This window comes from Pseudomonas sp. NPDC078416, assembly GCF_050268485.1.
Classification (GTDB): Bacteria; Pseudomonadota; Gammaproteobacteria; order Pseudomonadales; family Pseudomonadaceae; genus Aquipseudomonas.
On record NZ_JBNNGV010000007.1, the window covers coordinates 143,670 to 170,304 of the forward strand.

At 59.6% G+C, this 26,635-nt stretch carries 26 protein-coding genes and 2 pseudogenes; 16 read left to right on the plus strand and 12 right to left on the minus strand.

Annotated elements, in window-relative coordinates; genetic code table 11:
- Nucleotides 1-129 precede the first annotated feature (129 nt).
- The 3 genes from ACQKEN_RS10075 to ACQKEN_RS10085 form a co-directional block, all read right to left on the minus strand.
- The gene (locus ACQKEN_RS10075; protein ID WP_427685330.1) at nt 130-1,083 is read right to left on the minus strand and encodes a magnesium and cobalt transport protein CorA; all 954 of its coding nucleotides are present in this window, start codon (nt 1,081-1,083) and stop codon (nt 130-132) included.
- 113 nt (nt 1,084-1,196) lie between these two features.
- On the minus strand, nt 1,197-3,038 hold the full coding sequence (locus ACQKEN_RS10080; protein ID WP_427685357.1) for a potassium transporter Kup: 1,842 nt from the start codon (nt 3,036-3,038) through the stop codon (nt 1,197-1,199).
- A 240-nt stretch (nt 3,039-3,278) separates the two neighbouring features.
- Nucleotides 3,279-3,626: a hypothetical protein gene (locus tag ACQKEN_RS10085; protein ID WP_427685331.1), complete on the minus strand. Its 348-nt coding sequence runs from the start codon at nt 3,624-3,626 to the stop codon at nt 3,279-3,281.
- A 134-nt stretch (nt 3,627-3,760) separates the two neighbouring features.
- Between ACQKEN_RS10085 and ACQKEN_RS10090 the strand changes: the two genes are divergently transcribed.
- On the plus strand, nt 3,761-4,558 hold the full coding sequence (locus ACQKEN_RS10090) for a hypothetical protein (RefSeq protein WP_427685332.1): 798 nt from the start codon (nt 3,761-3,763) through the stop codon (nt 4,556-4,558).
- Here the strand turns inward: ACQKEN_RS10090 and ACQKEN_RS10095 are convergent.
- A complete protein-coding gene (locus ACQKEN_RS10095) occupies nt 4,555-5,259 on the minus strand; it encodes a glutathione S-transferase family protein (protein ID WP_427685333.1) in 705 nt (234 codons plus the stop codon). The two genes, ACQKEN_RS10090 and ACQKEN_RS10095, sit on opposite strands and share 4 nt — an antisense overlap.
- Before the next feature lie 159 nt (nt 5,260-5,418).
- On the opposite strand from ACQKEN_RS10095, the gene ACQKEN_RS10100 reads away from it, so the two are divergent.
- Nucleotides 5,419-6,441 (plus strand): AraC family transcriptional regulator ligand-binding domain-containing protein, encoded by a 1,023-nt coding sequence (locus tag ACQKEN_RS10100; RefSeq protein ID WP_427685334.1) that lies wholly within the window; start codon nt 5,419-5,421, stop codon nt 6,439-6,441.
- Between the two features lie 100 nt (nt 6,442-6,541).
- Here the strand turns inward: ACQKEN_RS10100 and ACQKEN_RS10105 are convergent, their stop codons facing one another.
- Nucleotides 6,542-7,312: an SDR family NAD(P)-dependent oxidoreductase gene (locus tag ACQKEN_RS10105; protein WP_427685335.1), complete on the minus strand. Its 771-nt coding sequence runs from the start codon at nt 7,310-7,312 to the stop codon at nt 6,542-6,544.
- A gap of 104 nt (nt 7,313-7,416) precedes the next feature.
- Between ACQKEN_RS10105 and ACQKEN_RS10110 the strand changes: the two are divergent.
- Nucleotides 7,417-7,690, plus strand: a pseudogene (locus ACQKEN_RS10110) (SDR family oxidoreductase); the annotation flags it as partial.
- A gap of 162 nt (nt 7,691-7,852) precedes the next feature.
- Here ACQKEN_RS10110 and ACQKEN_RS10115 read toward each other — a convergent pair.
- Nucleotides 7,853-8,764 (minus strand): LysR family transcriptional regulator, encoded by a 912-nt coding sequence (locus ACQKEN_RS10115; protein WP_427685336.1) that lies wholly within the window; start codon nt 8,762-8,764, stop codon nt 7,853-7,855.
- Nucleotides 8,765-8,856: 92 nt separating this feature from the next.
- Here ACQKEN_RS10115 and ACQKEN_RS10120 point away from each other — a divergent pair, with 92 nt between their 5' ends.
- The 3 genes from ACQKEN_RS10120 to ACQKEN_RS10130 are packed head-to-tail and all read left to right on the plus strand — an operon-like array spanning nt 8,857 to nt 11,168.
- Entirely contained in the window at nt 8,857-9,294 is a 438-nt protein-coding gene (locus ACQKEN_RS10120; RefSeq protein WP_427685337.1) for an ester cyclase, read from the plus strand.
- 20 nt (nt 9,295-9,314) lie between these two features.
- Entirely contained in the window at nt 9,315-10,235 is a 921-nt protein-coding gene (locus ACQKEN_RS10125; RefSeq protein WP_427685338.1) for an NADP-dependent oxidoreductase, read from the plus strand.
- A gap of 15 nt (nt 10,236-10,250) precedes the next feature.
- Entirely contained in the window at nt 10,251-11,168 is a 918-nt protein-coding gene (locus tag ACQKEN_RS10130) for an SDR family NAD(P)-dependent oxidoreductase (RefSeq protein WP_427685339.1), read from the plus strand.
- 115 nt (nt 11,169-11,283) lie between these two features.
- Here the strand turns inward: ACQKEN_RS10130 and ACQKEN_RS10135 are convergent, their stop codons facing one another.
- On the minus strand, nt 11,284-11,871 hold the full coding sequence (locus ACQKEN_RS10135) for a TetR/AcrR family transcriptional regulator (RefSeq protein ID WP_427685340.1): 588 nt from the start codon (nt 11,869-11,871) through the stop codon (nt 11,284-11,286).
- Between the two features lie 89 nt (nt 11,872-11,960).
- On the opposite strand from ACQKEN_RS10135, the gene ACQKEN_RS10140 reads away from it, so the two are divergent.
- On the plus strand, nt 11,961-12,974 hold the full coding sequence (locus ACQKEN_RS10140; RefSeq protein WP_427685341.1) for an NADP-dependent oxidoreductase: 1,014 nt from the start codon (nt 11,961-11,963) through the stop codon (nt 12,972-12,974).
- A gap of 75 nt (nt 12,975-13,049) precedes the next feature.
- A complete protein-coding gene (locus tag ACQKEN_RS10145) occupies nt 13,050-13,403 on the plus strand; it encodes a hypothetical protein (RefSeq protein WP_427685342.1) in 354 nt (117 codons plus the stop codon).
- A gap of 77 nt (nt 13,404-13,480) precedes the next feature.
- Here ACQKEN_RS10145 and ACQKEN_RS10150 read toward each other — a convergent pair whose 3' ends face one another.
- Together ACQKEN_RS10150 and ACQKEN_RS10155 are read right to left on the minus strand one after the other, a co-directional pair.
- On the minus strand, nt 13,481-13,870 hold the full coding sequence (locus ACQKEN_RS10150) for a hypothetical protein (RefSeq protein WP_427685343.1): 390 nt from the start codon (nt 13,868-13,870) through the stop codon (nt 13,481-13,483).
- A gap of 51 nt (nt 13,871-13,921) precedes the next feature.
- A complete protein-coding gene (locus ACQKEN_RS10155; protein ID WP_427685344.1) occupies nt 13,922-14,797 on the minus strand; it encodes an SDR family oxidoreductase in 876 nt (291 codons plus the stop codon).
- 147 nt (nt 14,798-14,944) lie between these two features.
- Here ACQKEN_RS10155 and ACQKEN_RS10160 point away from each other — a divergent pair, with 147 nt between their 5' ends.
- Nucleotides 14,945-15,835, plus strand: a complete 891-nt coding sequence (locus tag ACQKEN_RS10160) for a LysR family transcriptional regulator (protein ID WP_427685345.1) — start codon at nt 14,945-14,947, stop codon at nt 15,833-15,835.
- A 137-nt stretch (nt 15,836-15,972) separates the two neighbouring features.
- Here the strand turns inward: ACQKEN_RS10160 and ACQKEN_RS10165 are convergent, their stop codons facing one another.
- On the minus strand, nt 15,973-16,413 hold the full coding sequence (locus tag ACQKEN_RS10165; RefSeq protein WP_427685346.1) for a DMT family transporter: 441 nt from the start codon (nt 16,411-16,413) through the stop codon (nt 15,973-15,975).
- 136 nt (nt 16,414-16,549) lie between these two features.
- Nucleotides 16,550-16,870 (minus strand): annotated as a pseudogene (locus tag ACQKEN_RS10170) (serine hydrolase); the annotation flags it as partial.
- 269 nt (nt 16,871-17,139) lie between these two features.
- On the opposite strand from ACQKEN_RS10170, the gene ACQKEN_RS10175 reads away from it, so the two are divergent.
- From ACQKEN_RS10175 to ACQKEN_RS10195, 5 genes are all read left to right on the plus strand, one after another.
- Nucleotides 17,140-17,775, plus strand: coding sequence for a hypothetical protein (locus ACQKEN_RS10175; RefSeq protein ID WP_427685347.1), 636 nt, complete (start codon nt 17,140-17,142; stop codon nt 17,773-17,775).
- 100 nt (nt 17,776-17,875) lie between these two features.
- Entirely contained in the window at nt 17,876-18,541 is a 666-nt protein-coding gene (locus ACQKEN_RS10180) for a hypothetical protein (protein ID WP_427685348.1), read from the plus strand.
- 139 nt (nt 18,542-18,680) lie between these two features.
- Nucleotides 18,681-19,178: an HIT family protein gene (locus tag ACQKEN_RS10185; RefSeq protein ID WP_427685349.1), complete on the plus strand. Its 498-nt coding sequence runs from the start codon at nt 18,681-18,683 to the stop codon at nt 19,176-19,178.
- A gap of 191 nt (nt 19,179-19,369) precedes the next feature.
- Nucleotides 19,370-20,278, plus strand: coding sequence for a glutaminase B (glsB, locus tag ACQKEN_RS10190; protein WP_427685350.1), 909 nt, complete (start codon nt 19,370-19,372; stop codon nt 20,276-20,278).
- Nucleotides 20,279-20,546: 268 nt separating this feature from the next.
- A complete protein-coding gene (locus ACQKEN_RS10195; protein ID WP_427685358.1) occupies nt 20,547-23,966 on the plus strand; it encodes a PAS domain S-box protein in 3,420 nt (1,139 codons plus the stop codon).
- A gap of 56 nt (nt 23,967-24,022) precedes the next feature.
- On the opposite strand, the gene ACQKEN_RS10200 is transcribed toward ACQKEN_RS10195, so the two are convergent.
- Nucleotides 24,023-24,583, minus strand: a complete 561-nt coding sequence (locus ACQKEN_RS10200) for a hypothetical protein (protein ID WP_427685351.1) — start codon at nt 24,581-24,583, stop codon at nt 24,023-24,025.
- A 129-nt stretch (nt 24,584-24,712) separates the two neighbouring features.
- Here ACQKEN_RS10200 and ACQKEN_RS10205 point away from each other — a divergent pair, with 129 nt between their 5' ends.
- Complete coding sequence (locus tag ACQKEN_RS10205) at nt 24,713-25,753, plus strand: hypothetical protein (RefSeq protein WP_427685352.1); 1,041 nt, start codon at nt 24,713-24,715, stop codon at nt 25,751-25,753.
- 179 nt (nt 25,754-25,932) lie between these two features.
- Nucleotides 25,933-26,568 (plus strand): CGNR zinc finger domain-containing protein, encoded by a 636-nt coding sequence (locus ACQKEN_RS10210; protein ID WP_427685353.1) that lies wholly within the window; start codon nt 25,933-25,935, stop codon nt 26,566-26,568.
- Nucleotides 26,569-26,635: the final 67 nt, after the last annotated feature.

The window sequence follows — 26,635 nt, forward strand, 5'->3', positions numbered from 1 at the left end:
TGAATCATTCCGACTTGGGCATGATGATTATTTTATTGATCGGTGTATTTGGTCTGGCAACCTTTATCTTTGAAAAGTTAGGCGCGCACTATTCCAAAAGAACCAAAGATCGTCGCTGACAACGGAGCACTATATCCAGCCGACCTTTCGCAGTTTGCGGTAGAGAAACGAACATCCCAGGATGACGCCTGTGAGTGCTGCCGGATAACCGTATTTCCAGCCCAGCTCAGGCATGACCTGGAAGTTCATCCCGTACAGGCTGAACACCATGGTGGGCACAGCGAGTATGGCGCCCCAGCCCGCGAGCTTCTTCACCACTTCATTCTGACGGATCGTGATTTGTGCCAGAGCCACCTGCATCGCAGCGGCGATCATCTCTCGCATCCGATCACAATCTGCCGTGATACCCCCGACGTGATCCAGAATGTCACGGTAGTAAATGCGGGATTCTTTGGGAATGATATCCCCATGAAACCTCAGTAGCCCCGTGCAGATTTCAGCCAAAGGAACCGCAGCGGCTTCCAGCACCATTATTTCGTTTTTCAGTTGGTAAAAGCTCTGCAGGTTATCCTTGGGCGGCAGCACGCTGAACAACTCTTCCTCCAGACGCCGAAACTCTTTCTGCAGGTGCTTCAGGCACGGCTGATATTGATCGACAACGAAATCGATCAGCGCGTACAACACGTACCCCGGGCCCTGGGCCAATTTGTCGGACGTGTCTTCGCAGCGTTCGCGGACAGATCGATAACTCAATGCATTGCCATGCCTGACCGACAGGATGAATGTGGCGCCAATGAAGAGATGCGTCTCGCCGGTCACTATTTTTCCGTCTACCAGCTTGGCCGAATACAAGACAACAAACAGCGTGTCTCCATACTCTTCAAGCTTTGGACTCTGATGAGCGTGACGGGCGTCTTCGACAGCCAGGTCATGAAGGCCGAACTCTTCCTGCATCTTTGTCAGCAACGCATCATCGGGTTCAAGCAGCCCCACCCACACAAACGTATCGGGCCGGCTCATGACCTCGCTGATGTCATCAATGGGAAACTCTGCGCCTTGTGCCCCTGTTTGTAGGCGGCGCAATTAATAATACTGGCTTGCTGATCAGACATTGAGCACCGTCAGGGCGAATTCGCCGAGGGGCCAGCGGGTTATTCTGACCGGTGGCCCCTCTGCACATTGATCGATTGCACAGGTCACATCTCGACCTGCGTTCCAAGCTCAATCACACGGTTGAGCGGCAGCTTGAAGTACTTCAGGTTGCCATTGGCATTCTTCAGCAAAATCGAAAACAGGCCCTCTCTCCAGCGGGACATTCCTGTACGGCGCGTGGATATAACGGTTTCGCGACTGAGGAAAAAGGTTGTTTTCATCGGATCGAAACGCAGGTCTGGCAGCTGGCAGAGCTTCAATGCGGCCGGGACATCTGGCTCCTCGATAAAGCCAAAATGCAGACTGACCCGGTAGAAGCCTTCTCCCTGCGCATCGATTTCAAATCGTCTAGCCGGCTGTACCCTGGGCGTGTCTTCCAACACCACGGTCAACAACACCACCCGCTCATGCAGCACCTGGTTGTGCAACAGATTGTGCAGCAGCGCGTGGGGCACACCATCGGCCTTCGCAGTGAGGAAAACCGCCGTGCCGCGCACACGGTGGGGGGACTGGGCGCGGATGCTGTCGATGAACGCAGGCAACTGAAGCGATGTTTCATCGAGCCGCTCGAGGACAATCCTGCGGCCCTTCTTCCACGTCGTCATCAAGATGAACAGAGCGATACCCGCGACCACGGGAAAAGCGCCTCCCTGGAGAATCTTGGCCGCGTTGGCACTGAAGAAAAGAATGTCGACCAGTAAAAACCCCAACAACATGGGAATCGCAAACCAGCGGGGCGTTTTCCAGAGCAGCAACACGATCGAGGAAGCCAGAATCGTGGTGATCAGCATCGTGCCTGTCACCGCTACGCCGTAAGCGGCCGCCAGGGCACTGGACGATTCAAAGCCGATGACCAGCAGCACAACGCCCGCCATCAGCGTCCAGTTCACGGCGCCAATGTAGATCTGCCCCTGTTCCTGACTGGAGGTGTGCTGGATGAACATCCGGGGCACATAGCCCAGCTGAATGGCTTGACGGGTGAGTGAGAATGCGCCGGAAATCACCGCTTGAGACGCGATGATGGTTGCCAGCGTCGACAGCGCGACCATTGGCAACAGTGCCCACTCGGGGGCCAGCAGATAAAACGGATTTCGCACAGCCTCCGGGTTGCCCAATATCAGCGCGCCCTGCCCAAAGTAATTCAACGCCAGGCCCGGCAGTACCAACATGAACCAGGCGCGCGAAATCGGCTTGCGTCCGAAGTGCCCCATGTCGGCATACAGCGCTTCAGCACCCGTGAGTGCCAGCACAACTGCGCCCAGTATGGTGATGCCGATACCCGGATTCGCCGCGAAGAAATTGACCGCCCAGAATGGATTCAATGCCTGGAGCACTTCCGGGCGCTGCAAGATGCCGTAGATGCCGAGCGCCCCCAGCACCGTAAACCACAGCACCATTATCGGCCCGAACAACACGCCGAGGCGCGCCGTGCCGTGCTTCTGAATCAAGAACAGGCCGACCAGCACCACTACCGACAACGGCACCACCCAGCGTTCTATACCGTCAAAAGCGAGTTCCAGCCCTTCAATGGCCGAGAGCACGGAGATGGCCGGCGTAATCATGCTGTCGCCATAAAAAAGCGCGGCGCCGAAGACGCCGAGCAACACCAGGGTTTTGCCGAGCACGGGATAGTGTGCGGCCGAACGCCGGGCCAATGCTGTCAACGCCATGATCCCGCCTTCGCCCTGATTGTCTGCGCGCAGAATGAACAGGACGTATTTTGCGGACACCACCCAGATGAGGGACCAGAAAATCAGCGACAGGATACCCAGCACACTGGCTTCATTCGGCTGGACACCGTAATGACCTGAGAAAACCTCTTTGAGCGTGTAAAGGGGGCTGGTTCCGATATCGCCGTATACCACGCCGACTGCAGCCACCAGCATCGCGGCGGCAGACGTTTTTGGCGTATTGGCTTCAGTAGAACTCGTTTGGTTATCACTCAATTTTTGCGTCTCGAAGGGGGTGGCCGAAGCGCAATTTCATTGGATTCAGAGCCAAACTGGATGGAACCGCCGCGCAAGTCGCCATGCTTGGCTGGCGACGCAGATTGCAGATGACGGCGGCTAAAGCTGCAAAGGTCCCCTATCGCATGGTGATAGGGGGTGGAAAATATTTGCCCATTATCAATATGGACACACCGGGCGCCGTAAAAAAACCGTAAAAATATTGGAGGGCGTTTTCTTCGGGGCAGGGTGCATCTCGGCGCGTGCTTTCAACTGCGCGATAAGTGTGTGCAGTTCCCTCTGCTTCATGTGCATCAAGGCTTTGTTGGCCTGGTCAGCGCACTTTTTCAAGTCGCCCCACTTATGGGCTGCTTTGGCCTGTTGATGCGCAAGCCCCCGATCATGACCGCGCATTTTCACCTTCAAAAAGTTCAGTGATCGCCTCGCACCGGTAATGGCCCAACGCGACGCGAAGGTGCAGCTTCGGACCGATTTTTTAAAGGGAACCGATCTGCCCTCCAGCGCCACACATCGGCTACCCACTCCTGCGCGAACCTCACAGCGATCGCCCCGTTACAACAACCAGCACGCCTGCACCTGTGCAAGCGGTGATGAGTGGGCCTGGGGCACTGCCAACCGACCTTTCAGTTTGGAGAAAAAACGTGAAATTACCCGGACTCGGCGCTTCGTCGCCCAAGACCCCTGACATCACCCCCCATGCCTCCAGGCCAGACGGCAAACCGACACCCGACGCTGGCAAACCGACCAATAGCCCCAACGATTCCGGTAACGGCGGCAGCCGCGCCACTGGTAACTTCAGCAACGTGGCCCAAGGTGCCGGGGCTCTTGCCAGCGGCGGCTCGGCCATTTATCGGGCTGATCAGAGCACGCAAAATTCCCAATACGCCACTCAGTCCCCCACTGGCGCGGTCAACTACGCCGGCCCTGCCGGGAGTGGCACGCCGTCCGCCATGCAAAACCAGGCTCTGGCTGAGCCAGGCCAGGGCTTGAGCAACAGCGGTGAGGCGTCAAAGCCGTCTTCTCCCTTGATGCAGCTGCTTGATAAGTTGATCGGGGCGCTGTTGCAGCCATTCGGTGGCGGGGCGAGTGCGCATTCCGCCGGCGATCCTGCCCGCACTCAGACCCGCGACGCCCATGTGGCCGAGAAAGGCGCTGACAAGAACGGCCTGGCGTCGGCTGCTGGTGAAGTGGGCAAAGCGCTGTGGATGGTCCCCGGTTTGAGTAACGTGGCGACGGGCATCGGCAAGTCTGACGGCAGCGTTGGCGGGATGATCAAAGGCGGGCTCGAAGGCGGGGTGCATACCGCCAAAGCCGCGGCCGAAGGCATGATCGGCGGTGGCGGCAACCCGGCAGCCATGGCGGCTGGCGCCTATGCGGGCGCCTTGTCAAAAACCGAAGCTGCGCCAGAAGAGGTGCGCAACGTAGCGGGCATGCTCTAAACGATTCCTGCCGCATGTCTTTCTTTGGGGGACATGCCTGGCAGTGCCTGATCCTTTGCCGCTGCACGTTTATACGCGTCGCGGTGGGTGAGTTTCTGGGCGTAGGCGAGAAAAGCAGCCCTGGGCGGCAAGGTGTTCATTCCAAGTCCCCAGCCGATGTGGGAGCCCACGTATACGTCGGCCGCAGTGAAGCGCTCACCGGCAATGAAGGCGTGAGCCTGCACGGCGCGCTCAAGTTGGTCCACGGTGCGTTCATAGCTCCCGTAGCCAAAGAAAAACTCTTGCTCAGCCGCAGGGTTGAAGCCTGCGCGGTGGTTGGTTACCGCCTGCTCCAGTGGGCCCGCCGCGAAAAACAGCCAACGGTAATAGGCCCCTCGGTCCTCGGGCGCAGGCGCCAGTCCGGCCTCGGGAAATGCGTCAGCCAGGTAGGCACAGATGGCGGCGGTTTCTGTTATGGTCTGCCCGTTATGCACAAGCGCGGGCACCTTTGCCATCGGGTTTACGTCGCGGAAAAATACGGCACGCGGATCATCAGGACTGGTCTGCTCGGGCATTGCCAGCGCAGCACCCCCCCACCGGTCAGCATCGCTGGCCGGCTGGTAATCCAGAATGACCGAGTCATACGTGCAACCAATTTCTTCAAGCATCCAGCGCACCATCCGGCCGCGAGAGTTGGGGTTTGTGTAGAACGTCATTGTCATTGTGAGCTCCTTTAAGCTCGCTTGGTTGCCGGCCATGTTAAGCGTGACGTCGCTCACTGCTGTGGGCGGTTTGCGCCAGACCACTTGCGAAACGCGCCATTGATTGGGCGCGGCATTACGCCTTACGCACTGCCGCTCCCGTGCGGCTCGGAGCATAAAATGTCCCGGCTTCAGACCCGCTCCGAGCGGTGCAAACTCCCCACGGCATTCTGGCAGTCGATAGAGCGACTGGGCCTCAGCCCGTCGATGGTTCAACAACACGCTCAACTGCCAACCGACCTTCACCTGAACGCCGCTGCCGTTGTCACGACTCAGCAGCTATTCGCTGTCTGGAACGCCATCGAGGCGTTGTCGGCAGACCCGGCCTTCGCCATAAAAATGGTGCGCGACACCCCCAGTGCGAAGCACAAACTGGCGTTTCTTGCCGCGTTATATGCCGCCGATTTTCGAGAAGGGGTGGCGAGGTATTCCCGCTTTATGCGCCTGTGCAGTCCTGATCAGATGTGTGTCGAGGAGGGGGCCGGCAAGGTCTCGTTCACCACTGTGTGGCCGCCTGGCAGCGGACCGGCACCTTATCTCTCGGTGGAGGCTGGTTTTGCTTTTGTGCTGGAGCTGGGTCGGCGAGGTACGGGGAAACACGTGGTGCCTCTGGCAGTGAGCCTGCGACGCCCAGAGCAACACCTGCCAACCCACGCACGTTATTTCGACTGCCCCATTCGCTACGGCGCAGCTCGGGACCAACTGACATTAAGCGTCGCCGATCTGAGCCTGCCGTTTGGTGAGCATAATCCGGACGTGCTGAACGCTCTGACGCCTGGCATGACCGCCGGCGTGCAGGAGATCGAGGCGCCTGCCGGATTCCGTGAGCAGGCCATTGAAGTGCTGAAGCGAGCCTTGGCGGACGGACGACCCACCTTGCAATACCTCGCCCAGGCGCTGCTGCAAAGTGAACGGACGCTGCAGCGACGGTTAGCCGCAGAGGGCACAACGTTCAGCGAGCTGCTCAATGAGGCGCGGCGCCAGGTGGGGCTTCACCTGCTGGCTGATACTTCCCTCGACCTGAAAGAGGTGGCGTATCTGCTCGGTTACGAGGACGCCAATTCTTACTACCGGGCTTTTCGGCAGTGGCAGAAGGTTTCGCCTGGCAAATGGCGACGCGCTAATGCATCAGGCCACGGTTGAAGCAGTCGGCCTATATCCGCACATTGCTCTGATGCGCAAACCGCCGGTCAACCAGGACGGAGCGGGCGTATTGAAGTCGCGTTATCGCGAGTAAAACCGGTCACCAGACAATGGGTGTGTCGTCCCAGGCCCAAAAGGTCCCGCTGTCGGCCGGCCCATGTGCGCCGACCACCTCAAGAATGCGATCCGCCGAGAACGCCGGTTCGAACAGTTGGCCGTCAGGCACGTTCGCCTGGAATGGCCGAGACAGTTCCGTGTCGGTCGTGCCGGGGTGTATGGCCAGGACAGTAGAGGCAGGGTTCAGGCGTTTCAATTCGATACTGGCCGTATGCAGCAACTGGTTGAGCGCCGCTTTGCTGGCTCTGTAGCTGTACCAGCCACCCAATCGGTTATCGCCAATGGAGCCAACCCTCGCGGAGAGCGCCGCGAAGGTAGAAGGTTGTTTGCGCAATAACGGGAGCAGGTGTTTAAGCAGCAGGATCGGCGCAAAGGTGTTGGTCGCGAAGCTCGCTTGCAGGCTCGCAAGGGTCAGCTGTGCCAGACCCTTTTCTGCTTTGGCGCCGTCCTGATGAAGAATGCCCAGCGCACTGATAACCAGGTGCAGATGCTCGCATCCTGCAAGCGTCTCGTTCACGAGTGCTTCGAGGGATTGCTCATTGCGCGCGTCGCAGTCGACGGGTTTCAGGCGGTCGCCATATTGCCCGGCGAGGGTTGCCAGCTCAGTGGATGTGCTGGCGTTTCGCGACACCGCCCACACCTGAGCCACATCATCGCGAGCCAGCAAGGCCGCGCACAGTGCCAGGCCGATACCTCGGCTGGCTCCGAAAACCAGCGCGTTAGCGTTGCTGTTCAGTTCGGGTATCAAACGCATAAAGGCACCTTGATGGGCAGGTATGAAGTGCTTTTTGACCTTGGGTCAGGTTTTGGCGTTCAGGTTTCGTAGCGTTCGCTTATGGATTAGCCTGTTTGCCGACCGGATGCAAATACGCCATTCGCTCCATGCGCCAGTCAGGCGCCGGTTCCATCGTCAACATTTCCTCTCGCTCCGGCCTGGTGGGTATTCCAGGTGCCGCCGCGTATGCGTCGTCCAAAGCGGCTGTTCGCAATCACACTAAAACGGTGGCGCTTTACTGCGCGGAACAAGGGCTGAGCGTCAGATGACGCCACGTACATCACGGGCAGTGAGTTCAACATTGATGGTGGTCTGTTGGCCGGGACGGCTACGACTTCCGCAATCGTGGACGACAGCGAAACTTGGGGCATTAATATCGCGACGGCGAAGGATAGTTTTCGCCCGATAACTGCCTCTACCGATGGGCAGCTTTCGGCCCGATTTCTGCCACTCACGGCTGCCAGAAATCGAGCCAAAGCGGACGGTTGCGAGGCGGAGAGATTTGCGGAAAGCTTTCTATTAAAGCCCCGCTGCAACCGATTCGATCATCCCTCTGAACCACTTCTGAGCGGGATTCCCATTGCCACGGCGATGCCATATGAGATGAAAAGTGATCTCCGGCAGCGCGACTGGCGGCGGGAACAGGACCAGTTTTCCTCCCGTCGGCGAGCTGAGGGCGATGCGTTTCAGGACCGTGGCCGTCATGCGGGAGGAGGCGATGATCGCCGGCACCGCGAACATCTGCGGCAGCGTCAGTGCCAGGGTGCGTTGTTTGCCCAACTGAGCCAATGCCTGATCCACCAAGCCGTGTCGTTCGCCTTCGGGCGAGGCCAGTACATGGGGCAGCGAGAGGTAAGTGTCCATGTCCATCTCGCGTCGGGCTGCCGGATGGCCATGGGCGATGAGCGTGACGAAAACGTCACGCAGTATCGGTCGCGTGAAAATGCGACCGTTTTGATGGCTCGGCAACACGCCAATTGCAGCATCAATCACTCCCGCATCCAGCATGTCCACGGCATGGTCGCGGTCATTGAAGGCGTGAACGTTGATCGACAGGTTTGGCGCGTGTTCGCTCAAGGTCTGCAGCAGCGTGGGAAGCAGGACGAAAGCGGGATAGTCCGACAACCCAAGGTTCATCGTGAGCACGGCGTCGGCCGGGACAAAGTCAGGCGTGGTCACCAGCGCGGCTTTGATCTGGCTGAGCGCCTCAGCGATCGGTTGGGCCAACTCACGCGCACGAGGCGTCGGCAGGAGACCGTCAGGGCTGCGCAAAAAGAGCGGATCGCCTAACAGCTTGCGCAAGCGCGAAAGCGCCGCGCTCATAGCCGGTTGGCTTACGCCGACCTGGGTGGCGGCGCGTGTGACGTTACGCTCGTCCATCAGGGCATTGAATGCGGCGAGCAGGTTCAGATCGATGCCGTGGAAATCCATAAATCAAATAAACCTATATACACGTCATTTGTTATACAGATGGTAGCTCCACGCTCACACTCTCGCCATATTCCCACGACGAGAGCAATTCCATGACGAACACAGAGCTTGCAGACCGCCTTAACACTGAACGTCTGGCCGTTGAAACGCTGTACCGCGCGTTCAGTGAGAACAACCCCGATCTGGTCGACAGTGTGCTGGCTGTCGACTGGGACGACATCCCCCTCGCACCCGGGCAAAGCCCGGGCCCCGAGGGCATCAAACCGATTATTCGCAGCCTTGCCGACGCGTTTCCGGATGTGCGCATCGTCATCCACAACATGGTTCAGGCCCCTGGTCAGGTCGCCGTACGGGCTGAAATAACCGGTACCCACCTCGGCGAGCTATTTGGCATCGCCGCCACCGGCAAACAGGTGAGCTTCCGTTTGCATGAGTTTCACGCACTGGAGAACGGGCGGGTCGTTACCACGTGGCACATGGAGGACTGGTTCGGTCTGTTCCTGCAACTCGGTCAATTCCCTCAAGCCTGAGCGCTTACGAGAAAGCCATCATGAAAACAGCGTCCATTTCTGAATTCGGCGGCCCTGAAGGCGTCACGCTGTACCCCCTCGATCTGAGCGAGCCAGGCGCTGACGAGGTCCTTGTGCGCGTCGAGGCCGCCAGCGTCAACCCGCTGGATCTGAAGATCATGGCCGGGTACATGCAGCCGGTCTTTCCCGTTGAGCTGCCATACATCCCGGGCACCGATTTCAGCGGCATCGTCAGCAGCGTCGGTGAGCAGGTTACCCACCTGAAACCCGGTGATCGTGTGTTCGGCCGCAGCACGCCCACTGCCAGTGGCGCCTTTGCCCAGCAGCTGCTAATTGCCGCCACCGAGCTTTGTCTGATTCCGGCTTCCATGAGTTTCGAGCAGGCGGCGGCGTTGCCGACGTCGTTCGGCACTGCGCAGCAAGCGTTGTTTGAGGTGGGGCAATTGAAGCCCGGCCAACGCGTCTTGATACATGCGGCAGCGGGCGGTGTGGGCAGCATAGCAGTGCAGTTGGCGCATCTGGCGGGCGCGTATGTCATCGCCACGGCTTCCGCGCGCAACATCGAGCTGGTGAAAAGCCTGGGTGCGGACGAGGCGATCGATTATCGCACCCAGGATTTCACCACGCTGCGTGACATCGACCTGGTGCTCGACACGGTCGGCGGCCCGACACTGGAAAGCTCCTGGTCGGTACTCGGCAAGGGTGGACGAATTGCGACCCTTGTGGAGTTCGACATCGAATCCCGCGAAGAACATGCCGGGGAGGCCGTGTTTTTTGCCAGCGCCACGCCGTATCTCCAGGAGTCCGTGAGGCAGTTCAGCGCGGGGCAGATACAGGTGGTGACGGACTCGATCTTCGCTCTGGACGAGACCCGCGCCGCACTGGAGAAAGTCGCCACCGGGCATGCCTGCGGTAAGGTCATTATCCGCACTGCCCATTGATTCGGGAGCCGCCTTATGACTGACCGTGAACAACAGATTGTTCTGATAACGGGTGCAGGCTCGGGTATCGGCAAGGCGATCGCCTTGGCGCTGGCCCGGGCAGGGCACCATGTCTATGCCAGCCTGCGTGATGTCCGCAAGACCAACCGCGAGCGCAGTGAAGCGCTCGAGCAAATGGCCCGACAGGAGAGCCTCGCTCTGGACGTGCTGGAGCTCGATGTCCTAAGCGAGACCGCGTGTCGTGCCGCCGTGGATCTGATCCTGGCACGACACGGCCGCCTGGACGTTGTGATCAACAACGCCGGCATGTTGATGACGGGTTTGACCGAAGCTTTCTCGGTCGAGCAGGTCGCACACATCATCGACACCAACGCGTTGTCCTGGCTGAGGGTCAATCGCGCGGCGCTGCCGACAATGCGGCGTCAGGGCCAGGGCGTGTTGATGTACGTCGGCAGTACGACCTCCCGGCTGCATGAGCCATTTCTGGGTCCGTACATCGCAAGCAAGGTGGCGGGAGACGCGCTGGCCGAAGTCATGGCCATGGAGGTTATGGCGTCAGGCATCGAAAGCGTCATCTTGATGCCGGGCGCGTTCACTGCGGGCACCGAGCATTTCGCCCATACCCAGGCCCCGGCGTTCCCGGCCATCGAGCTTCAATACGGAGAGCTGGCCGCGCGTCTAGATAGCTTGGGCGCAAAGCTGGAGGCGATCGACAGGGCCAATGGCGGTGCGCTGGAAGTGGCAGCGGTCGGTGAGGCGGCCGCCATGGTACCCGCCATGCCGCGCGGGCAACGACCTTTGCGAATCACCGTTGATGGCCAGCGCAAGGGCACCGAAGCCATCGATGTGGTGTATCGCCAGAAGCAGGCGGCATTTCTCCACCGCATGGGGCTGGACGACATGATCTTGCCGGCCTCGCCTGCAACTGCGTGACACCTGCTTCCAGGGTTCCAACGGTGTCGGCGCCCGATGGTGTGGTCATGACCTCTGATTTCCGGCCGCCTGTACGTGGTGATCGAACTGAAAGAGGGTAGCCAGGTGCGGACCATCAGACGCTCATTGGAGACGCCTCTTTAATTCCCTTAGTGCTGCCGGGGACCAAAAGCGCACTTGCAATGACATCAAACAGATGGTCCGCACGGGCAGTCAGCGTCGGTTGATCATTCAGCCATGCAAGAGCACCCACCAGCGCAAATAGATCCGCGCCGTCGATGTCAGGACGTGCCAGTCCTTCAGCTTGAGCGCGGACCAAGAGTCTCGTGCCTGATGCCTTCATCGCTACGCACGATGCGTGAAGCGCAGACTCCGGGGCATCAATAGCGGCAACCATTGAGGCAATCACGCCACGCAAGGTGTGCGCGAGCGCGACGACTTCGCGCAGCCAGGACACCAGGCAGGCATCTGCTGGCTCGCAGGTTTCAAGCTCGCGGGCGCGTGCAGCCAGCGCATCAAAACTGCTGCGCAGCAACGCCTCGAATAGCGCCTCCCGCGTTGGAAAATGTCGGTAAAGGGTGCCCAAACCCACTTCGGCTCTCCGAGCGATATCACGCAGCGATGCCTCTGCGCCGTGTTCGGCAAACGTGTCGCGGGCGATTGCGAGGAGATGGAGATAGTTTTTCTGAGCATCGGCTCTCATGGTGTGATCCTTGACAATCGGAGCGGTGCTCCATATATTCGGAGCGTTGATCCGGTAAAGATATCTCACCTCTACGCAGGAAGAAAGCGATGACGATTCTCACGATGAAAGCGATACGGCAGCACGAGTACGGTGGCCCCGAAGTTTTACGTTACGAGGATGCGCCTGTGCCCGCGCTTATGCCCGGTGAAGTACGGGTCCGCGTGCATGCGGTGGGCATGAATCCGCCTGACTGGTACCTGCGCGATGGCTACAAGGCCCTGCCGCCCGAGTGGCAGCCGCAGGTGCCGTTTCCTATCATTCTGGGCACGGACATCTCTGGGGTGATTGAAGCGGTCGCCGATGACGTCACGGGTTTCAGCGTCGGCGACGAAGTGTATTCGATGGTTCGCTTTCCAAGCTTCGGGCCGAGCAAGGCTTACGCAGAATACGTCAGCGTGCCGGCGTCGGAGATTGCCCTCAAGCCACACGGCATCGATCACGTGCACGCTGCTGCGGCGCCCATGTCGTTGCTCACTGCCTGGCAATTCATGATTGAACTGGGGCATGACGAGCCCAACCCGCTTCAACCCTACAAACATGTGCCGGTGCCGCTGGAGGGCAAGACCGTTCTGGTAAACGGTGCCGCAGGCGGCGTAGGCCACTTCGCCGTGCAGCTCGCTAAATGGAAAGGTGCGCGGGTAATTGCGGTCGCCTCGGGTGAGCACGAGCGGTTCCTGCTCGGCATCGGTGCCGACGAGTTCATCGACTACACCAAAGCGACACCCGAGGATGTTGTGAAGGACATCGACCTGGTCGTCGATTCGGTGGGCGGCCCGACAACCGGCCGCTTCCTCAAAACCCTCAAGCGTGGAGGCGCGCTGTTTCCGGTGTTTCCGTTGGGTTTCTCCGGCGCCGAGGAGGCCGAGAAACTGGGCGTCACGGTGTCCGCGACCCAAGTGCGCTCAAGCGGCGCTCAGCTTGCGGAGCTCGCAGGCCTTCTTGATGCGGGGACGATACGCGTCGTGATCGACAGTGTTTATGCACTTGCCGATGCGCGTAAGGCCCACGAGCGGGCAGCCCGCGGCCATATCCGCGGCAAGCTGGCGCTGACCGTCCGCTGATCCGGGAGCCCCATAGCCATTCCGGCCACGGGGCACCCTTTTGGGGAAATAGACTGTTCGAAGTTGGAGAGCACTGTGAATACATTGAAGAGCGCCATTGATGACCTGTTCACTTGCGCGAAGTCATCGGTAAACGAAGCCGTCGACAAACACTTCGCCGCAACGTTTGTCCAGCGCATCAACGGAGTGTGGATTGACCGTCAGACGTTCGTGGCAGGTATCAGCCAACTGCGCAGCACCGTCGCTCACGCCACGGTCACTGTGCTTGATGAGCTGGTGGATGCAGACCGCTACGCAGAGCGCCACATCGTTATGTTGATCAAGCACGACGGTGAGCGGATTGTTCAGGAGGTGTATGTATTTGCACGGCGTGACGCAGACGGGCGTTTCAACCGGATCGAGGAGACAAGCGTGGCAGTCAGCGATTGAACAGCACGATCATCGTACTTGACCCAAGCGGGCCTGCCGGCATCCTTTGCCGGGCGCAGCCCACATGTTCTCACCCCTTACAACCAGCGCCCGGCCGCTTGTGCGGTGTCTTGCGGCGAGGTGTTGAACGCGATGGCGGCGGCAGGAGCTACTCTGTGCACCGCGTTGACCAACGCTTCAAACAGCGAAAGGCTCTTCGCTGGAAGACGGATTCCGCCTCCGATTGTGACGCAGTGGTAGTTGACCTTTCGTAACTGATCTTCCAGTTCCGAGGTGGCACTGAAGTCCGGCTTCACCAGCAGAAGGTCGGCCTGCCAGCCCTGGTCCATCATCTGCTGCATGCCTTCAGCAATGCCTGCACGGATTTTCGCCGCATCAAACCCGGGCGGTATAGCGGGGTCGGAAAAGTCCACGGTTTCGGGGCGCTGGCCGACAAACAGCACGCGCTTCAAGCTGGACGTCTTCATGATCTTTTGCCTCTGGGGATATCAGGTTGAAAGACGATCAGGGGCAATGATTCAGACGTGCCACTGCCGCGCTGTCTCTTCAGCAAAGGCGCGGTAGGGGCGTGATGGCCGGCCGAGCAGTGTGTGCAGGCGCGTCCTGTCCTGCTCGGATGCCGCGGCCCCGTCCTCCTGATAGCGACGCATCATCGCGGTCATTTCATAGGCCATCCACGAAGGGGCCATCGCCTTCATGTTCTGCTCGAAACCCTTGAGATCGTCGCCCGCGTAGCGAATCTCACGATCAAGCACAGCGGACCAGATCTCAGCCAGATCCGAGCCAGTCAGCGCGTCAGGCCCGCACAGCTCATAGGTCTCGCGGGGTAACGGCAAGGGTGAACGATCCCGGCGCACCAGCTCGATGACGGCAGCATCGGCGATGTCGCGCACATCGACCATCGACACGCCCTTGCTGCCCACCGGCGACACATACAATCCGGCATTTTGCAGCGGAACCTTGAGGCCCGAATCGTTCTGAAAAAAGTACGAAGGGCGCAGGATCGTGGCCGGCAGATCGAACTGCTCGAGCATCATCTCGACGGCATGCTTGCCGATGAAATGCGGCACGTCAGTGAATGCCGCGCTGCGGGTCACCGACAGATACACGATGCCTCGCACACCCGACTCCCGGGCGATGCCGACGGTGTTGATGGCCTGGGTCAGCTCATCCGGCGTGTTGCTCACCAACAGAAAGAGCGTGTCGACACCCCGAAGCGCGTCGCGCATGGCGTCGACGTCCAGCAGGTCGCCCTTAACGATGGTGACCGCTTCGGGAAAGCTGGCTTTTTCCGGCGAGCGAGTCAAAGCGCGGACATCCGCCCCTTGTTGCACCAATTGCTTGATGACTTCGCTGCCAATACGACCCGTGCTGCCTGTGACAAGAATGGACATGATGAACTCCGCTGCTGTGGGTAGGGGTCAACGCTTGGGTCCACCTGAATGATGGCCTGCGTTGTCTGTGAAGCCACGTTAGGCGTTACTGATTTATTCGCATAGATGGTAGTTTCTAGATGGTTCGTCCCATATATGGAACAGGTCATGGAATTGCTCGGTCTCGACAGCTTCAATCTGGTGGTGCGGCATGGCGGCTTCGGTGCCGCGAGCCGGGCTTGTGGTCAGCCGAAGGCGACGCTGTCACGTCGCGTTCGCGATCTGGAGGAAAGCCTGGGCGTTCGGCTGATCGAGCGCGGAGGGCGGTCATTGCGCTTGACCGATGAGGGGGCGGTTCTGCACGCGCAGACCGCCTCGCCGGTTGAAGCCATCAATGACGCGCTCAACGACATCCGTGCCGGGCTGGGACGTCCGAGCGGACGTCTGCGTATCAGCGCGCCGATCCTGTTCGCCAACACGGCGCTGGGCGTGCTGGCAGCAAAGTTCATCGAAGCCTATCCCGACGTCATCCTGGAAATCAGCACGGAGGACAGATTCGTCGATCTGGCTGCCGATGATCTGGATGTGGTGATCAGAGCCAATCCAAGGCCGGACGATACCCTGGTGGGGCGCTGTTTCATGCGCAACGAGCTGGTGTTGGTCGCGCCACCCGGTCTTTCTCGTCCCGCCCGTGTCGAAGGCAGCGCGGAGCGATTGACCTTCCCCGCCGTGATGCGCATGGGGACTGGCGACGATGATGTCTGGACGATCATTGATGCGGACGACGGGCTGCCTCGGCGTTACCACCCCAAGGCGGTGCTGCGGTTGTCATCGCCGCTGACGATCCGCAACGCGGTGCTCGCCGGCGCAGGGGCGGCATTGGTACCCCGAACGGTGGTGGCCGAAGACTTGGCCAGCGGCCAATTGATCAGTTGGGGCACCGCGAGCGGTCCGGAAATCGAGGTATGGGTATTGCATGCCTCTCGACGCTTGGTGAGCCCTAAAGTGACGGCATTCGTGAACTTCGTCTGTGACCATTTTAATGCGCCCACTCGATAATTGAGGTGACGTGCTAATCCAGCATTTTGATTATGGTGTTAACGCCATACACGGCTCCAATCCGCGGAGCGTTTAGGACCTGATTTTCATCGGAGGCAAATGTCCATGCGCCCCCCACCTACTGTCTTCTTGAAGACCTAGACACTCATCAGCACGGCGCCAGCGACAAGTAACGCAGCCGCTGCCACTCGTTGAACGCCGAAGGGTTGTACAGCCATCTCGAACCAGCCCAGGCGATCCAGCGTCATGGCCGCGATGACTTGCCCTGTCATGACCAGCGCGATCATGTTGGCGGCGCCAATACGAGGAGCAGCGGCAGTGGTTGCAGACAGCACAACAGCGCCGCATAGCCCTCCGGTCCAGGCCCACCAAGGCAGGTATGTCATTTGAGAAAGCCTAGGCCACGGCTTGCCTGAGACCAATGCGAGGGAAGCAAGGACAATCGCGACCGCCACTGACGAGAGTGCTGCCGCCCAAAGAGGGCCGCCTATTGCACGTCCCAGCCGGGCATTCACCACCGCCTGCAGGGGGATCATCACCCCCGCAGCGGCGGCGAGGAGGAACAGGAAAAGGGGCATGCTATTTCCCCTAAGGCTTGAGGAAGTCCACCAGCAAATCGGCTACTCGATTTGCGGCCTCTTCTGGCAGATAGTGGCCGGCGCCAAGGATCACTCCACCGTGGACATTGGTTGCCAAAGCCTGCAACACCTTGACGGTTCCGGGGCTGTATCGAAGTCGAGTGCCGTCCAGGCGCTGCATCATTTCGTCTGTTGACCAGGCTGAATCGCTGTTTGAAACGGCGGCGTGATACTCCGCCAGTTCGCCATAATCAGCGAGACCTGCTTCATGCCGCAGTAGCTGGCGTAACGTGAAAAGCTGATCGGGAATAGGTTCGTCCAATCCGATCAGCCCATCACGCACCAATGAAAGGGCTGTTGCCGCCAGGACTGTTTTCGTAAAACTCCACCAGGGCACCATCAATTCTGAGGGGTTAGGCGTTTGTGGCTGACCATTTGATATGAGTGAACTGAGCATTGGCGTCCCTGAGAGGTTCGTCGGTCGACGCTCGACACGATATCTCATTCGGTCTTGGTCGCCGTCAGCCGCTGCAGAGGTCCTGAACGGCTGCTCTAGTCCGTACCCTGGGATTATTGGAACGCTCTCATGCCACTGACCCGTAGCTGCCCGATCTGGCGGCTCCTCTTGTAAAGCGACTCAGGCTTTGCGCCAAGGATTCATCCACGGCTAAAATCTTCGCGGATCCACATCTGTTCGATCATTCATTAATTCAAGGACGTAGTTTCATGCAGGGAAAAATCGCAATTCTGGCCATCGCAGTTGCTTTGATCGCAGGCTGTTCTGATCCCAAAAAAGCCAGCGAAGAAAATTTCGAGAAGGCGGCGCAAGCGTATCTCGATACCCAATATCCAAAATGCTTCGTCCTTACTGCCTTCCCCGTCCAGACCGAAGATTTTGACATGTCGGGGCGGAGCAAGGTGCTGCACGCTTTGGCCGGCGTCGGAATTGTCAAAGAGACAGAGCTCTCTCGAAAGGAAATTCCCAAAAGCCTGTTTTCAGAAGCGCGTACTGACATCAGTTACTCGTACGACCTTACCGAGGAGGGCCGTAAATACTATCGAGACGGCGTTCAGAAACTCATGAATGGCAACACGGTAGGGGGCCTCTGTGTCGGGAAAGCGAAGATCGTCAAGATTGACCAGTTCAGTGAGCCTGGAGAAATGATGGGGCAGAAGATTTCTCGGGTCACTTACTCCTATCAGATCACCGACCTGCCCAATTGGGCACACGATCAAAACCTCCTGGCTTCAGCGCGTGATTTGAACACTGCGGTGGCCGGCGAAAAACTCGCTATCAAAGAAACGCGTGCAATGATCCTCACCAATAACGGATGGGTGCATGAGCGCCTGTTCGGCAAGTAACTGACTGACCGCCTCTGGACGTAAGCGCACGTCTAACTTCAACCAAGAAGGAAGCCGTGTGCTAGACCTACGAATGCTGATCCAATCTGGAACACACCCGATGGCTGTTGATATCACGCAAAAACTCAAAAAGCTGGTCATAAGCGCGAAGGAGAAAGGGCATTTCGTGGTTGAGGCCACTGCGGCTCGGTTGCTCGATGACCCCATGTCGCTTGATTACCAGATCAACGTCGTAGGCGCTCTACATGAAGTGGGGACATTGAAGAATGTGATATCACCTTTGTGGCAAGCGCTACGAACGGATCAAGAAAAATGGGCCCATCGTTGTTGCTCTCGCTTGCTTGCCAACGATCATGATGGCTGGGCTTTGGCCGCATTATTAGGCTTGCCCAGCAATACCGCTGTTACTGCGGCTAAAAGCCTTGGGTGGCAAGTAGTCAGCTTCCGTCAGGCCGGGCGGTGGGACAAAGCGCCTTTGCATATCGCCAGCATGAGCCTGCCGTCAAAACCGGGTATTGAGCGCATGTTGGTTCCGCTGCTGGAACTTGGATGGGATTCTGTTTCAAGTGAACTGTTGGACTGCGTTCGAGCACGGGCAGTTTTACTTGCAGAGCAGACCACGCATGAAGGTTCTCTGATAGGGAAAGGAACAATGTCCAATTTTTGCCGAGCGTCGCTCCCGCATGGGATGTGGCGGTCTGTGTCGCTCCCGTTTGAGATTACTGAGGAAGATATTCTGCCCAGCCACAAATTTGTTGGGCAATAATATATTTGTTTAGGCGAGTCACGTCGGCGTCAGCGGATGACTGAGCACTCGGTAGTTCATCTTTTGAAATAGGCATCCTGAGCAGTAGCGTCCAGAGACGCTCATTTAAGACCCATCAGCTACGGCCTATTATCGCTTCATGCATATACCCCCTAATCTCGTCATCCACCAAACCACCCACTGGCTCATCAATCACCGCACGGACAGCCACCTCCCAGGCTACCTGATGCTCAGCGCGAAACAGATGACCAACTCCTTGGCAACCTTACCCAGCGAAGCGCTGGCCGAGCTCGGTGTGTTGCAAGCCCAAATCCAGCAAGCCATCGAAACACACCTGCACCCCACACGCCTCTACATCGGCCGTTTCGGCCATGCTGCGGGCTACGCCATTCATTTCCATTTCATCCCGATCTACCCATGGGTCGAAGCGTTGTTCTGGGCGGACGAACGCTACAGATCGCTACAAACTTTCGGCTCGCGTCCAATCCAGTCAAACCAAACCGACGGGGCAGAACTGACCCTCTTCGTATGGCGAGAATTCTGTGAGCGTCCCGACCCACCGCCCATAGAAGGCCCATCAATTGACCAAGCCATCGCGGCGCTGCGGCAAGCATTCGGAGCCGACACCTCGATCTGATGGCAGGGCTCATTTCCAGAAAATCAGCCCCATAAGGGTTGGCGGCCAACCAGAGGCCGCCAACCTGAAAGCGCCAGCTCATCCGCCACAAAAAAACCAAAATCCTGCCCGAAAGTGTGATCCCGCCCTTCCAGCATTCGTCATGAACCCTAACCCCTGCTGCCGTCAGGGGATCAACGCCAGGACCCTCCATGCAAACGCTGTTGAACGAGATTCTCGACGAAGTGCGTCCCTTGATCGGCCAGGGCAAGGTGGCTGATTACATTCCCGCGCTGGCCGACGTGCCGGCGCAGCAGTTGGGCATTGCGGTGTATGGCAACGATGGCACCTATCACTGCGCGGGCGATGCGCTGGAGCCGTTTTCGGTGCAGAGCATTTCCAAGGTGTTCAGCCTGGTTCAGGCGATCGGCCATTCCGGCGAAGCCATTTGGGAGCGTCTGGGTCATGAGCCGTCGGGCCAGCCGTTCAATTCGCTGGTGCAGCTGGAGTTCGAGCGCGGGCGGCCGCGTAATCCCTTTATCAATGCCGGCGCGCTGGTGATCTGCGACATCAATCAGTCGCGGTTCGCCGCGCCGACCTTGTCCATGCGCGATTTCGTACGGCGGCTGTCGGGTAATCCCAATGTGTTGATCGATGCCCGGGTGGCGGATTCCGAGTATCAATTCCGTGCACGCAACGCGGCCATGGCGTACCTGATGCAGTCCTTCGGCAACTTCCATAACGAGGTCGAGACCGTGTTGCGCAGTTATTTCAGTTGCTGTGCGCTGAAGATGAACTGCCTCGATCTGGCCCGGGCATTCTGCTTTCTGGCGAACAATGGCTTCTGCAAACACAGCGGTGAGCAAATCCTGACGCCGCGCCAGACCCAGCAAGTGAACTCGATCATGGCCACCAGCGGGCTGTATGACGAGGCCGGTAATTTCGCCTACCGCGTGGGGTTGCCGGGCAAGAGCGGGGTAGGGGGCGGAATCGTGGCGATCGTGCCGGGGCAGTTCACCGTGTGCGTGTGGTCGCCGGAGCTGAACGCTGCAGGGAATTCCCTCGCCGGAATGGCGGCGCTGGAGTTGCTGAGTTCGCGGATAGGCTGGTCCGTTTTCTGACAGCGGGGCTTCGTCGATTCACGTTTGGTGAGCTATTCAAAAGAGTGACCGATGCGCGTTGGTCGCTTTTCCGAAAAAGCTGAATCGAGCCGTGTCGAGGGCGAAGGGTTACCCGATACAATGACGTTTTGGCCCTGTCCAGTTCGAACCAGTCTGCGGGATGTGGATGCCGTGGCGATGTCGGGAGATCCGTTTGACTACTGTTCCAGTCGATCCTAGCGGCGATGAGCGCCTGTCTCACGTGCTGAATGCCAGTGAACGGCTGGTAATGGCGGAATCAGTGGACGAGGTCGTCGCCGTCCTCCGCGACGTGGCGCGTACCACCGTCGGCGCGGATGGCGTTGCGGTCGTCATTCAGCATGAGGGGCGCTGCGCTTATATAGCGGAGGATGCGGTTTCTCCGCTCTGGCAGGGCCAGACCTTCCCGGCCGATCACTGTGTTTCCGGGTGGGTCATGCGTCGCGGCGAGACCATTGCGATCCGAGACGTGCGGCTCGATCCCCGCATTCCCCAGGACGCCTACGCGCCGACCTTTGTTCGTAGCCTGGTCATGGCGCCCATCGGTCGACCTGTTCCGGTCGCGGCGCTTGGCGCTTATTGGTCGCAGGTCCGCAGTCACGACGACGACACGGTCAAACGCCTGGAAAGCCTGGCGCGTCTGGCAACCATCGCGATCGAAAATGCGCGCCTGACCCAGGCACGCAATCGCGCGGCTGCACTCGGGGCCGCCCAGAACCGCATCCTTGAACTGGCTGTTGAAGAAACACCGCTGAATGTCGCGCTGGACGCGATCGTCCGCGAGGTGGAGGCGCTGTCGCCGTCCCGTTTCCTGGGCAGCATCCTGCTCCTGAACGAGGAGGGCAGTCAGCTGCAGCATTGCGCCGGACCTGGCCTGCCCCTACCGTTTATCAACGCTGTCGAACACATCAATGTCGGCGCAGGTGCAGGTGCTGGCAGCACCATGACGACCCTGAACGCGCCGGCGTCGGGTTGCGACATCGAAAACGACCCGCATTGGGCCGGATTCAGGGCGCTGGCCGTCGAACACGGTTTGCACGTCTGCGGGTCCATACCGATCCGGTCGGCACAGGGCACCATGCTCGGCACGTTTGTCATGTATCACGCCGAGCTGAGCGAGCCGTTACCGGCGGATATCGAGATCGGTGATTTCGTGGTCAAAACGGTGGGACTGGTGGTGCACCGTGCGCGCGCCGAGGCCGCCATCCGAAGCAGCGAGGCGCGCTACCGTCAGATCGTCGAAGGCGCAGAGGACTTTGCGATCATCACCTTCGATGCGCGGGGAACGGTCACCGGTTGGAACATCGGCGCCCAGCGCATCGTCGGTTACCGGGCCGAGGAAGTCATCGGCCGCGACGGCGATCTGTTCTACACCGGTTCGGACCAGGCCGAGCACGTGTTCCAGGGCGAGCTCCAACTTGCCATGGAGCAGGGGCGAGCCGTCAACGAACGTTGGCACGTTGATAAAAGCGGTGAGCGCTTCTGGGGCTCGGGTTTGATGATGCCGCTGGCCTCGGATCAGGGCGGTTTTGTGAAAATCTTCCGTGACCGCACGGCCGAGCATCAGGCGGAAGCGGCGCTGCAGGAAAGCGCGGAGCGACTGAGCTTTTTTGATGAGCTCGACAGCCGCTTGCTTACCATCCGCCGGGCCGAAGACGCGATGCTCGTCGCGACCGAGTTGCTCGGGCGCAGGCTTGACGTGTCGCGCTGCGCCTACGCGGACGTCGACATCGACCATGACCGCTTCTGGATTCGCAGCGATTACAACGCGGCTGGCATCCAGAGCTCGGCAGGCACCTACAGCCTCGATCTTTTCGGCCCGCGGGCGGCGGCTGACATGCGCGAAGGCCGCACGCTGATCGTGCGCGACGTCGTCGCGGAGCTCGGCCCCAGCGAAGGCCTGGAGATGTTTCGGGGCATTGGCATCGACGCGATCATCTGCTGCCCGCTGGTCAAGAATGGCCGGCTGACAGCCATGATGGCGGTTCATCAAAATACGCCTCGCGACTGGTTGCCCGCTGAGGTCTTGCTGGTCCGGGAAGTCGTCGAGCGCTGTTGGGCGCATGTCGAGCGGGTGGGGGCTGAGATGCGCATGCGCGAGAGCGAGGAACGTCTGCGCCTTGCCGTCGAACACGCCGACATCGGTTTCTGGGATGTGGACATCGTTCACGACACGCTGATCTGGCCGTCCAGAACCAAAGCAATGTTCGGCATCCAGGCTGACGTGCCGGTCACGATCCAGGACTTTTACGACGGCTTGCACCCCGAGGACCGGGACGCCACGATCGAGGCATTCACGGCGGCCATCGACCCCCAACGACGCGCGCTTTATGACGTCGACTACCGCACCGTCGGCAGGGACGATGGCGTGATTCGCTGGGTGGCCGCCAAGGGGCGGGGCGTGTTCGACGGCGCCGGCCGCTGCCTGCGCGTCACCGGTACGGCGGTCGAGGTAACCGCCCGCAAGGACGCGGAGGAGGGGCTGCGTGAACTCAACGCCACGCTGGAAGGACGGATTGCCAAGGCCATCGCCGAGCGGGAAGAGGTCCAGGAGGCACTGCGCCAGAGTCAGAAGATGGAAGCCATGGGTCAACTGACCGGTGGCGTCGCCCATGACTTCAACAACCTGCTCACCCCGATCGTTGGCACCCTCGACATGCTCCAGCGCCGAGGCGTGGGCGGTGAGCGTGAACAGCGTTTGATCTCCGGCGCCGTGCAGTCAGCCGATCGCGCCAGGACGCTGGTGCAGCGGCTGCTTGCCTTTGCGCGCCGTCAGCCGCTGCAGCCGGTGTCGGTCGACGTGGCGAAACTGGTCAACGGCATGGGCGATCTCGTCGCCAGCACCACCGGGCCGCAGATCCGCGTCGTCGTCGATGCGCCTCCTGATTTGCCAGCCGCCATCGCTGACCCGAACCAGCTCGAAATGGCGCTTCTGAATCTCTCGGTGAATGCGCGCGACGCCATGCTTGAAGGCGGGACGATGCGGATCTCGGCGAGCACCGAGTGGGTGTGCAAGGGGCATCGCTCCAGGCTGCCGACCGGCGACTACCTCTGCCTGTCCGTTGCGGACACCGGCACTGGCATGGATGCCTCCACGCTCGCCCGGGCGGTGGAGCCGTTCTTTTCCACCAAGGGCGTCGGCAAAGGCACGGGCCTGGGGCTTTCGATGGTTCATGGCCTGGCATCCCAGTTGAACGGCGCACTGACGATTCAGAGCTCGCCGGGGCTGGGGACCAATGTCGAGCTGTGGCTGCCGCGCAGCATGAGCCTGCCGGCCGCGGCGTTGCGTACCGAAGAGGCCCCGGAGCGACGCTCCCTGCGCGGGATTGCGCTGCTCGTGGACGATGAAGAACTGGTGCGCGCCAGCACGTCGTACATGCTGGCCGATCTGGGCTACCGCGTGATCGAAGCCTCGTCGGGCGAGGAAGCCTTGCAACTGCTGGGCAGCGGGCAGCACGTCGATCTGATCGTCACGGACCACCTTATGCCGGGCATCAGTGGCACCGACCTGGCCAGACGGGTCAGAACCTCCCGGCCGGGGACGGCGATTTTGCTTGTATCGGGGTATGCCGAGCATGAAGGGCTTGATCCGGACTTGCCGCGCCTGACCAAACCGTTTCGCAAGAGCGAACTGGCGGCGAGTCTTGCCCAGCTTGGGCGCCAATCCTGAGACGGCGAGGTGGCCCGCGCACTTACCAAGCGCCGTAGAGGATCAGGGAATGAAGCTTAATGCCGCGACATAACCGCGTTATGAAAAGGTAATGCGGCGTGTTCGGGGTGTTGATGCAGGAAATATCTGATCGCTTGGGCCTCGCGGTCCACAACGCAGATGTTCACGCTGGGGCGCGGGACTGTGCACTCGCCCAGTGCCAGAAAGCCGCAGTCCATCACGCCGTAAACTGCAGCCGGTCCCGCGACATCCGAACAGTCGTAGACCATCTCACCCAGGTAGTTGATTTGCCCTCTGGTGACGCTGAAATGCAGAGGTTTGTAGTAGGGTCCCATCACCCCGCGCCGGTTACCCAGGCGGCTCACTTCATAGTCGCCCGCGGGTAGCCAAGCCGAGTAATCATCCTTGGGGCCCCAGCCGAAGATCTTGTCACTCTTGATATCACGAAACTCCAGATACGTTCCGTATGGACCACCTTCAAGCAGCGTGCCGACAACCAGGCCTGCGTTTTGCGCATTGTAGACGGGCGAATTCAACGCCATGTCCTCAGGCAATGACGAACAGCCCATCAGTGATGCAGTCAGACAAATTGCGAATATGTGCTGCGAGCCAAGCATTCAGTCAGTTCCCCAGGGAGACAGTTACACGTTTCGAATCAGGTATTACCGGCGCGCTGGACGGCGGCGACAGGCTTCATTAGCATGATGGCCCTTCGCCTACTTGTACATCAAGGACGATCCATCCCCATGTTCAGTTTTACCCCACAGCACCTCCGTGGCGTTGTAACTATTGCCGCACTTTTACTGGGCGGGTGCAGTTTCAACGGATCCTATCCGGATGCCAGTGAATCTGATTCTGCAAAGCTGCGCTTTATCAGCAGTAACGAAAACTCGACCCTCGATCTGTTCGACGCGGAGCATTGCGGCGGCCAGACAACCGGAATGCTCAATAATCTGTTTACCGCCAACACCCGGCGCCGAGCCGGCATGAGCATTGCTGCACCCGACGACGCCAAGGCTTATCTGGAAGTCCGCTTGCGGCCGGGCCATGAACTGTTCGCTCGAGCCAATACATTGGGCAGCGCCAGCGTGTGCACAGTGGGATTCAACTTTACGCCGCAAAGCGGCGGCGAGTACGAAGCAAACTTTCGCCACACAGGTAACACTTGCCAGGTCTCCCTTAGCCGACTGCGCCAGATTGATGGCAAGGTCATACGCTCGCCAATTGCGCTGACCTACAAAGGTGTGCCCGCCTGCGCCGGCCGCAGTCCGGTCTTCCCCAAGCCTGTCGAAGCACCGCCGCAATCTCCGGAGCGTGCGGCCTTGATCGCGCGAATCGTTGATGCAAGTGTTATCGCCAAGATGAAGTCTGATAACGACGACTCTTCTTCGTCCAGAGAAGCGCTGATCGGCACATCGCTGGAAGAACGCAAGCAGCGGCTCGGCTTCAAGCTGCCGGATATGTACTGGACTGAATATCACCAGAACCTGGAACAGTTCGCCGAAGATCAGATGGCTATCAAGGCGCGTGCGCTGGAGCTTTACAGGGATTACTACACGCGCAGTCTAGGCGTGCTTGAAACCCCTCAAATAGTCGAATTGTCGCCAGATGGGCCAACAGCCGACCGCAGCAAGGCGATGTCTACCAACAACGCCATGCTGGAGTACTACTACCGAACTTATCGAGAACTGGAAAAGGAAACATTGAGCGCGCATCAGGCACGCATGGCGGATCTGGACCAGCGTTTTGATGTGTGCAAGCGGTTCACGGGCTGCTGGCAAAATTAAATCCGCCCGGCCGGAAGTTTGTTCTGCGACCGGCCGTTTCAGACGAAAGTCGGCCTGTTGTAGGGTGTCACTTCAACACTGCCGGCGCCGACACGACATCGCAGACAACCGTCCGAAATTTCAGCGACGCCGCCGTTCTCTGCCATCATTCCCTCATCGCTTCAAACTGAGGGCATGCCATGTCTATCGGAGAACTGAAGATCAACGCCATTCGTCTCGTCGGTGGGGCCGCGGTGCTGGATTACCTCAATACCTGTGACGGCCGCCGCCCGGGCACGGGGCTGCGGGGGGTCGTCGACAAGCTGAGCAATCTGGAGGACATCGTCCACTGGTTCCGCCATGCCGGGCTGATTGACGATCAGGAGCATCAGCACTTCGTCGCGCTTGTACAGCGTTCGTCCTGGCACACGGTGACGGCGTTTGAGCAGTTGATCGATTTTCGCGAAACGCTGTATCGGGTGTTACTGCCCATGGCGCTGAACCGTAATCCTGAACCGGCCAGCCTCGAGGCGTTGAATCAGGCGCTGGCCGACACTGCCGACCAGCGCCTGCTGGTGTTGACGCCAGCGGGTGTGATCTGGCGCTGGCGTGTCGGTGAAGACCTGAGCTCGATGACGGCGGGGTTTATCGGTCGTCTCGCGGTGCAGGCGGCGGCGCTGCTCACCTCCTGCGATCTGACGCGTCTGCGGGCCTGCGCCACGCCGGACTGCGACTGGCTGTTTCTTGATACGTCGAAAAACGGACGCCGCCGTTGGTGCCAGATGAATGTCTGCGGGGCGCGGGAAAAGGTCAAAAGGGCAATGGCCGAGTCCTGAGCACCGGCGATGGTCACGCCTGCGGCAATTTGCGGCATAACGCCGGCAAAAAGCCAGGGAACCTGCC